Consider the following 8,690-nt stretch of genomic DNA (forward strand, 5'->3'; position numbering starts at 1 on the left):
TCGGCTCCTGCCGGTTCTAGGATCCGGCGGACGACGCCTGCGGCTTGAGCAGCGGCATCCGCTCCCACACCCGGTGCCGGCCGAGCGCCGCGACGATCGTCTCCGGATCCGGGTCGAACAGGACGCCCGGCGCCTTCACGTCGATGCCGGCGTTGATCAGGGTCTGCTCGCCCTTGCCGCGGACCGCGATCGCCTTGCCGTGCCGGAACGCCTCCTGCAGCAGCACGGTCATCTGCAGGTCGGTGGTGGCCGACGCGACCATGATCGCGTCGAACTCGACGGACCGGGCGGTCTGGAACGTTCGTTCCACACCCTCGCCGCCGACCGGCGCGATCACGCGTACCACGACACCCTGCGCCTTCAGCGCCTTCTGCAGGGCTGCGGTCTCCTTGTCCGGTGCGCCGATCACGCCGACCACCCGTCCGGTCACCGGCCACACCCGGTCGGTGATCTGCGCGAGCGCCGGCGACGGCGTCACGTCCAGGACCGGTTTCCCCTCGGGCGCCGGCAGACCCAGTCCGGCGGCGACCTTCGCGGTCAGTTCGGCGTCGACGTTCGACAGAACACCCAGCATGCGTACGCGGATCGCCTGCTCATAACACTTGCTCAACTCGAAGGTGAACGCCTCCGCCATGTGCTCCTGCTCGAGGGGGCTGAGGCTGCGGTAGAACAGGGCGGCCTGCGTGTAGTGGTCGGCGAACGACACCGGGTTGGCCCGCACCTTGTCGCCGAGGACCGGCTTGGGCAGGTGGACGTAGCCGCCGTTCTCCGGTCCGGCCGGCACCGGCCCCTCCTCGCCGGCGAGGCTGTTCGGCAGGTAGGGCGCGACACCCCGGTGCACGACGCTCTGGTGCATGCCGTCGCGGAAGTTGTCGTTGACCGGCGCGTGCGGCCGGTTGATCGGCAGCTGGGTGAAGTTCGGCCCGCCGAGGCGGCTGAGCTGGGTGTCGAGGTAGGAGAACAGCCGGCCCTGCAACAGTGGGTCGTTGGTGACCTCGATGCCCGGCACCAGGTTTCCGATGTGGAACGCGATCTGCTCGGTCTCGGCGTGGAAGTTGTCCGGGTTCCGGTCGAGGACCAGCTTGCCGATCGGCTGCACCGGCGCCAGCTCCTCCGGCACGATCTTCGTGGGGTCGAGCAGGTCGATGCCCTCGAACGACTCGTCGGCGTTGTCCGGCATCACCTGGATGCCCAGCTCGTACTCGTAGAACAGGCCGGCGTCGATCGAGTCGGCCAGGTCCCGCCGGTGGAAGTCGGGGTCGACGCCGGCGGTCAGCTGGGTCTCCTCCCACGCCTGCGAGTGCACGCCGGCCACCGGCTTCCAGTGGAACTTCACCAGCGACGTCTCGCCGGCCGCGTTGACCAGCCGGAACGTGTGCACCCCGAAACCTTCCATGGTCCGGTACGAGCGCGGTATGCCCCGGTCCGACATCGCCCAGAACACGTGATGGGTGGCCTCGGTGTGCAGGGACACGAAGTCCCAGAACGTGTCGTGTGCGGTCTGCGCCTGGGGGATCTCCCGGTCCGGGTGCCACTTGGCGGCGTGGATGATGTCCGGGAACTTGATGGCGTCCTGGATGAAGAAGACCGGCATGTTGTTGCCGACCAGGTCGAAGTTGCCCTCGGCGGTGTAGAACTTGGTGGCGAAGCCGCGGACGTCACGGACCGTGTCGGCGGAGCCGCGGGAGCCGAGGACGGTGGAGAAGCGGACGAACACCGGCGTCTGTCGGTCCTTGTCGGCCAGGAAGCCCGCCTTGGTCACGGACGCCGCGTTCCCGTACGAGGTGAAGGTGCCGTAGGCGCCCGACCCGCGGGCGTGGACCACCCGTTCCGGGATGCGCTCGTGGTCGAAGTGGGTGATCTTCTCCCGGAGGTGGAAGTCCTCCAGCAGCGCCGGCCCGCGCGGCCCCGCCTTCAGGGAGTGGTCGGTGTCCGGCAGCCTGACCCCTTGGCCGGAGGTCAGGTGGTCGCCGGTCTGCAGTCCCCGGGCCGGGGCGAGAGACTCCTTGACCGGGCTGGTCTCGGCGGGCTGCTTCGCCTTGGGACTGGGAACGGTCGGCTCCATATCGGTTTCCGTTCTGTGCGACATCGGGATCGGCGTCTGCTTTACCCCGACGATTCCCGGCGGAACGTCGAACGCCGGTACGGTTTGTTGATGGCCGCACCGCAACTGCTGACCGCCTACGCCGGCCACTGGACCGGCGACGGGACCGGAGTGACCGTGATCCTTCCGCCGCCCGGCACGGTGGGCTCCGGCGAGGTCCGCGGCGGCGCCCCGGCGACCCGCGAGTTCGCCCTGCTGGCGCCGGGACGGCTGGTCGAGCGGGTGGACGCCGTGGTGCTCTCCGGCGGCTCCGCCTTCGGGCTGGCCGCCGGGGACGGTGTGATGTCGCTGCTGCGCGAGCTGGACCGGGGCTTCCCGACCGAGCTCGGCCCGGTGCCGATCGTCGTCGGCATGTCGATCTTCGACGGCTCGGTGGCCGCGACGCCACCGGGTGCCGCTCAGGGCCGCGAGGCGGCTCTCGCCGCGCTGAGCGGCAGACCCTTCGGCACCGGTACGGTCGGCGCCGGCACCGGCGCCACCACCGGGAAGTGGCGGGGCGCCCTGGATCCGGGCGGGCTGGGCCGCGCCACCGGCCGGGCCGGTGACGCGACCGTGGAGGCGATCGCCGTGGTGAACGCGTGGGGCGACGTGCTCGGCCCGGGCGCGGGCCTGCCGCCGCGTCCGGTCGCCCCGTTCGGGCGGGTCATGGAGAACACCACGATCGCCGTGGTGCTCACCGACGCCCGGCTCACCAAGACCGACTGCCACCTGCTGGCGCAGAGCGGCCACACCGGTTTCGCCCGCGCCCTGCACCCGGCGCACTCCCGCTACGACGGCGACGCGGTGGTGGCGCTGGCGACCGGCGAGGTGGAGGCCGATCTGGATCTGCTGCGCGCCGCCACCGCCGAGGTCATGGCGGAGGCGATCCGCGGCGCGGTGGTCAAGCCGTCGTGACCGGGGCCTGGAGTTCGGTGACCCACTGGTCGCGGTCCTCCGGGCACTCCAGGCTCACCTCGCGGGGGTAACCGGCGGCCCGGTAACCGTTGCCGTCGATCCACCGGGCGAGAGCCTGACCGGTCGGCACGACGGCGTCCATCGAGCCGTGGTGCACGATCGTCGCGGCCTGTTCGACGGCCGGCAGATCGCGCACCTCGAAGTCGCCCGCTCCGGGGCCGGCCGAGACGGTCATCCCGGCGTGGACGGTGATCCGCCCTTCGGGGGCGTCCTCGTACCAGGCGATTCCCGGACCGGTCGGGGTGACCCCGGCGGCCTCCAGCCGCCGGATCAGTTCGTCGTAGAGCGGCCCGATCACCGGGCTGATGTCCTCCGGCTGGTAACTGGCCGCGGTCGCGGTCAGTTCGGCGACCCGTACGGCCGGGATGGACTTGAGGACGACGTCGTCGGTGGGCATGTGACCCTCTCTCTCGATGGCTTGGAGGCGTGCCTCGACCTGGATCAGCCGTGCGTTCGCGGCGGTCACCGACGCCTCCAGCTCGGCCCGGCGCAACCGCAGCATTCCCCGCAGCTCCCCGGTGCTCAGCGTGCCGTCGACGATGTCGTGCACCTGGCGCAGCGTGAACCCGAGATCTTTCAGGGCGATGATCCGGTTGAGCCGGGCCAGCTGGGCGGCCGTGTAGTGCCGGTAGCCGGTGGCCGGGTCGACGTGGGCCGGCCGCAGCAGCCCGGTCGCGTCGTAGTGACGCAGCATCCGGACCGACACGCGGCCGTGCCTGGCGAAGTCTCCTATGGCGAACATGACAACTCCGAGTTCAGTGCCTGACACCGTGTGAGAGTCAACAACCTGATATTGCTGTGTGATGTTCGTTGACTATGCCGCGCCCGTCGCGGCCTCCCCGTTCGAGGCCGAGGCCGCGGCGGTCTCCGCGGAACAGGTCGGTTACGACGGCTTCTCGGCTGCCGAGACGAAGCACGACGTCTTCACCACCCTCGCCCTGGTCGCCCGGGCCACCTCGCACATCGCGCTGCAGTCCGGGATCGCGGTGGCCTTCGCCCGTAACCCGATGAACGTGGCGGTTCTCGCCAACGACCTTCAGCTGATCTCCGAGGGCCGGTTCCGGCTCGGGCTGGGTTCGCAGGTGCGCCCGCACATCGAGCGCCGGTTCGCGATGCCGTGGAGCCGGCCGGCCGCGCGGATGGAGGAGTTCGTGTCGGCGCTGCGGGCCGTCTGGCATTCGTGGGCGACCGGGGAGCGGCTGATGTTCCGCGGCGAGTTCTACCGGCACACGCTGATGACCGAGTTCTTCGACCCGGGGCCGAACCCGTTCGGCAATCCGAAGGTGGAACTGGCCGCGGTCGGCGAGCGGATGGTGGCGGCCGCCGGACGGGTCGCCGACGGGCTGCTGGTGCACCCGCTGACCAGCCCGTCCTATCTCGGGGAGCGAATGATCCCGGCGCTGCGGGCGGCACGCGGCGGCGGGCTGGACGGATTTCAGATCGAGATGAGTGCCATGGTGGTGCTCGGCGCCGACGAGGCCGCCCGGTCCCGGGCCGAGCAGGCGGTCCGGCGGCAGATCGCCTTCTACGCCTCGACCCCCGCGTACCGGCCGGTGCTGGAGCTGCACGGCTGGGGCGATCTGGCGGACCGGCTCAACGTGCTGTCCCGGCGGCGGGCGTGGGCCGAGATGGCCGCCGAGATCGACGACGACGTGCTGGACTGCTTCGCGGTGGCCGGCAACCCGGCGGCGGTGGCCGCCGGGCTGCGCGACCGATACGCCGGCACGATTGATCGGATCTCGCTCTACACGCCGTACGACGCGGACCGTTACCAGGTGGCCGCCGTCCGCTCGGCGCTGCGGTCGTAGCGGAAGGTCCTCAGGAGAACTCGACCTTGTCGGGGTAGAAGGCGACGTGGCCCTTGATGGCCGCGACCGCGTCGTACGGCTCCTGGTACTCCCACACCGCGTCGGGCGCCCCGGGCAGGGAGTAGTAGGTGGCCTCGCCCTTGAACGGGCAGTACGACGTGGTGGGGCTGCGCTCCAGCACGGCCGGGTTCACGTCGGCGAGCGGAACGTAACGCACCGGTGGGTAGTGCGCCTCGGTGAGCAGCAGAGCGTTCTCGGTCTCCGCGATCACCGTGCCGCCGGCGGTGACCACGACCCGTTCCCCGGCCGGTGCGATCGTGATCGGATGATCCGGGCCGGGCGTCAATCGAGGTTTGGCCATGTAAGGGAGCCTACCCATCCTCCGGTGCGCTCGACGGTCAGTTCTTGAGCGCCGCGGCGACCGCCTCGGCCGGCGGGGTGGTCGGGCGGCCGAGGAGCCGGGACAGCGTGCCGCCCGCGTCGTCCAGGTGCCCGTCACGGATCTTGACGTCGGTGTCGGCGAGCAGCCCGGCGAACGCCTCGGGCAGGCCGGCCGTGACGAGCGCCGCCTGGTAGTCGGCGGCGGGCAGGTCGCGGTACTCGACCGGGACGCCGGTCTGGCGGGCCACCTCGGCGGCCAGTTCGGCCATCGTGAACGGCTGGTCGCCGGCCAGCTCGTACACCCCGGTCTCGCCGCTGAGCAGCACCGCGGCGGCCGCCTCGGCGAAGTCGGCGCGGGTGGCGGCGGCGATCCGGCCCTGGCCGGCGCTGCCGAGCAGAACGCCGTGCTCGAGCGCGGCGCCGAGCGCGCCGGTGTAGTTCTCGATGTACCACCCGTTGCGCAGCAGGGCGAACGGGATGCCGGACGCCTTGATCGCCTCCTCGGTGGCCAGGTGTTCCGGGGCCAGCCCGATCGGTGAGCTGTCGGCCCGCAGGATGCTGGTGTAGGCGAGGAAGCCCACCCCGGCCGCCTTCGCCGCCCCGATGACCGCGGTGTGCTGGGCGATCCGCTGCCCGACCGCGTTGCCGGAGATCAGCAGGAGCCGGTCCACCCCGGCGAACGCGGCGGCCAGGGTCTGCGGGCGGTCGTAGTCGGCCTCGCGCACCGTGACGCCGCGGGCGGCCAGATCGGTGGCCTTCGCGGTGTCCCGGACGGCGGCGACGATCTCGCCGGGGGCGGCGCCGCGGGCGATCAGCGCGTCGATGACGAGGCGGCCCAGGTGCCCGGTGGCTCCGGTGACGGCGATGGTCATGATGTTCCCCTTGCGATAGCTCTCGAAAAGTGAGTGGCGAGGAGAAGGATGGCACTAACTTTTTGAAAGTGCAACCGCGCTGGTAAGGTGACGACCGTGGATGAGGACCTCGCAGCCAGCGTGTTCGCCCGGAACTGCTCTTCCCGCGGCGTCCTGAACGACGTCACCGGCCGGTGGGGCAGTCTCGCCCTGGCCGCCCTGTACGAGGGGGCGTACCGGTTCAACGCCCTGCGCCGCCGGGTCGACGGGGTGAGCGAGAAGATGCTGTCCCAGACGCTGCAGGCGCTGGAACGCGACGGTCTGGTCCGGCGCGAGGTGCAGGCCACCATCCCGCCCCGGGTGGAGTACAGCCTCACCGGCCTCGGGGAGCGGGTCGCCGCCAAGATGAAGGAACTCATCATCCTGGTCGAAGGCGAGATGGATCAGGTCCGCGCGGCGCAGGAGGCGTACGACCGGGCACATTGATAGGTTTCCGAAGGTGAGCTCCGACGCCCCGATCCAGACCGACGTCCCGCCCTCCGGCACCGGCTGCGCCGACTGCCTCGCCACCGGCGGCTGGTGGTTCCACCTGCGCCGGTGCGCCCGGTGCGGCCACGTCGGCTGCTGCGACTCCTCGCCATCGCAGCACGCCACCGCGCACTGGAAGCAGACCGGGCACCCGGTCATCCAGTCGTTCGAGCCCGGAGAGGACTGGTTCTGGGACTTCACCGCGGACCGGGCCGGCTCCGGTCCCGAGCTGGCGCCGCCCACCAGCCACCCGGCCGACCAGCCCGCCCCCGGCCCGGCCGGCGCCGTCCCCGCCGACTGGACCCGCCGGCTCAACCGCTGAGTCGTCCGGCGCCGGATCGTCCAGCCGCCGGACCACCCGGGCGGTGAAGGTTCTTTCCCTCAGGTAGCGCCCTCGTAGGTCGATGGACCGTACGTCGGATGCTAGGGAGGGCAGAGTGAGCGGGCTACACAACATCGGTACCGCCAAGAGGCTGAGTGCGATCGTCGCGACCGGCGCCATCGCACTCGGCGGCATGGCGGCGATCACGCTGAGCGGACAGTCGGCGCTGGCCAGCCAGGCCGAGGAGATGCGCAAGCTGGAAGCCTGCCTCGCGGCGATCAACCACCTCAACAACCGCCAGAGCGAGCTGAAGGTGGACGCCTACCGGGCCGCGCTCGGGCACGACGTGAACGATGACGTGGTCGACGACGTCGACTCGGCGACGGGCGCCGCCGACAAGGTCGAGACGTGCGGTCTGCCCACCGCCATGCTCCAGGAGTTCCAGGGGTACCGTCCCGACTTCACCGCCTTCAGCACCTTCATCGGCGACTTCGTCACGGCCGGGGTGGCGAACCCGGGATCGGTCGTGAACCGCACCGACGAGATCGCCGAGCGGAACAACAAGACCGACGACGAGCTGGACGCGCTGACCGAGAAGGTGGAGGCCGAGGTCGCCGCCCAGAAGGCGGAGATGGCCGACACGGTCTCCTCCACCCGTACGATCGCGATGGTGGTGGCCGGAATCGGCCTGGTCCTGCTGATCGGCCTGGCCATCCCGATGGTCCGGTCGATCCTCGGCCCGATCCGCAAACTCGGCGTGGTCATCGACGCCCTGGACCGCGGCGACCTCACCGCCCGCTCCGGCATCACCAGCCGCGACGAGATCGGCACCATGGCCGCCGGCCTGGACCGTTCCCTCGACAAGCTACGCGGCTCGATGCGGACCATCGCCGAGGACGCCGACAAGCTCGCCACCGCGTCGAACCAGCTCGCCGGCGTGTCGGCGCAGATCGCCGACGCCGTCGACAACACCGACCGGCAGAGCAGTTCGGCCGCCGCCGAGGCCGACGAGATCTCCCGCAACGTGCAGACGGTCGCGGCCGGCTCCGAGGAGATGGGCCTGTCCATCCGGGAGATCTCCCGCAACACCAGCGACGCCGCCCAGATCGCCTCGATCGCCGTGACCGAGGCCGCCCGCGCCACCGACACCGTCCGCCAGCTCGGCGAGTCGTCCGCCGAGATCGGCAACGTCATCAAGCTGATCACGTCGATCGCCGAGCAGACCAACCTGCTCGCCCTCAACGCCACCATCGAGGCGGCCCGGGCCGGGGACGCCGGCAAGGGCTTCGCCGTGGTCGCCTCCGAGGTCAAGGACCTCGCCCAGGAGACCGCCCGCGCCACCGAGGACATCCACAGCCGGGTCAACGCCATCCAGCAGGACACCGGCGGCGCGGTCGAGGTCATCAACCGGATCTCCGAGGTCATCGCCCAGATCAACGACTTCCAGACCACCATCGCCTCGGCGGTGGAGGAGCAGACCGCCACCACCGGCGAGATGAGCCGCAGCATCGCCGAGGTCGCCGCCGGTTCCAGCCGGATCGCCTCGAACATCAGCGACGTCTCCTCGGCCAGCGCGGCCACGGTCGGCGGCGTCACGCAGACCCGCGAGGCCAGCGCGGCGGTCTCCCGTACCGCCGATGAGCTGCGTCGACATCGGCGGCGCCGACGTGCTGACCTACCGGGAGATGATGCAACGGTACGCCCGGGTGGCCGGGCTCCCCCGTCGCGTCATCCTGCCGGTC

The 8,690-nt window shown here is 71.0% G+C and carries 8 protein-coding genes and 1 pseudogene; 5 read left to right on the plus strand and 4 right to left on the minus strand.

Going from position 1 to position 8,690, the window contains the following annotated elements; genetic code table 11:
* Positions 1 to 16 precede the first annotated feature (16 nt).
* Positions 17 to 2,065: a catalase gene (locus tag AB0I88_RS36300; protein ID WP_361035571.1), complete on the minus strand. Its 2,049-nt coding sequence runs from the start codon at positions 2,063 to 2,065 to the stop codon at positions 17 to 19.
* 90 nt (positions 2,066 to 2,155) lie between these two features.
* Here AB0I88_RS36300 and AB0I88_RS36305 point away from each other — a divergent pair, with 90 nt between their 5' ends.
* On the plus strand, positions 2,156 to 2,998 hold the full coding sequence (locus AB0I88_RS36305; RefSeq protein ID WP_361035574.1) for a P1 family peptidase: 843 nt from the start codon (positions 2,156 to 2,158) through the stop codon (positions 2,996 to 2,998).
* On the opposite strand, the gene AB0I88_RS36310 is transcribed toward AB0I88_RS36305, so the two are convergent.
* Entirely contained in the window at positions 2,985 to 3,800 is an 816-nt protein-coding gene (locus AB0I88_RS36310; RefSeq protein WP_361035577.1) for a MerR family transcriptional regulator, read from the minus strand. The two genes, AB0I88_RS36305 and AB0I88_RS36310, sit on opposite strands and share 14 nt — an antisense overlap.
* A 61-nt stretch (positions 3,801 to 3,861) precedes the next feature.
* On the opposite strand from AB0I88_RS36310, the gene AB0I88_RS36315 reads away from it, so the two are divergent.
* Positions 3,862 to 4,866, plus strand: coding sequence for a TIGR03617 family F420-dependent LLM class oxidoreductase (locus AB0I88_RS36315; RefSeq protein ID WP_361035580.1), 1,005 nt, complete (start codon positions 3,862 to 3,864; stop codon positions 4,864 to 4,866).
* A gap of 10 nt (positions 4,867 to 4,876) precedes the next feature.
* Here the strand turns inward: AB0I88_RS36315 and AB0I88_RS36320 are convergent, their stop codons facing one another.
* Together AB0I88_RS36320 and AB0I88_RS36325 are read right to left on the minus strand one after the other, a co-directional pair.
* On the minus strand, positions 4,877 to 5,227 hold the full coding sequence (locus AB0I88_RS36320; protein WP_361035583.1) for a DUF427 domain-containing protein: 351 nt from the start codon (positions 5,225 to 5,227) through the stop codon (positions 4,877 to 4,879).
* Positions 5,228 to 5,264: 37 nt separating this feature from the next.
* A complete protein-coding gene (locus tag AB0I88_RS36325; RefSeq protein ID WP_361035586.1) occupies positions 5,265 to 6,119 on the minus strand; it encodes an SDR family oxidoreductase in 855 nt (284 codons plus the stop codon).
* Positions 6,120 to 6,215: 96 nt separating this feature from the next.
* Here AB0I88_RS36325 and AB0I88_RS36330 point away from each other — a divergent pair, with 96 nt between their 5' ends.
* The 3 genes and pseudogenes from AB0I88_RS36330 to AB0I88_RS36340 all read left to right on the plus strand — a co-directional run.
* Positions 6,216 to 6,584 (plus strand): helix-turn-helix domain-containing protein, encoded by a 369-nt coding sequence (locus tag AB0I88_RS36330; protein ID WP_361035589.1) that lies wholly within the window; start codon positions 6,216 to 6,218, stop codon positions 6,582 to 6,584.
* 13 nt (positions 6,585 to 6,597) lie between these two features.
* Positions 6,598 to 6,948, plus strand: a complete 351-nt coding sequence (locus AB0I88_RS36335; protein ID WP_361035592.1) for a UBP-type zinc finger domain-containing protein — start codon at positions 6,598 to 6,600, stop codon at positions 6,946 to 6,948.
* 718 nt (positions 6,949 to 7,666) lie between these two features.
* Positions 7,667 to 8,467, plus strand: a pseudogene (locus AB0I88_RS36340) (methyl-accepting chemotaxis protein); the annotation flags it as partial.
* Positions 8,468 to 8,690 lie beyond the last annotated feature (223 nt).

This window comes from Actinoplanes sp. NPDC049802, from assembly GCF_040656595.1.
Taxonomy (GTDB): Bacteria; Actinomycetota; Actinomycetes; order Mycobacteriales; family Micromonosporaceae; genus Actinoplanes.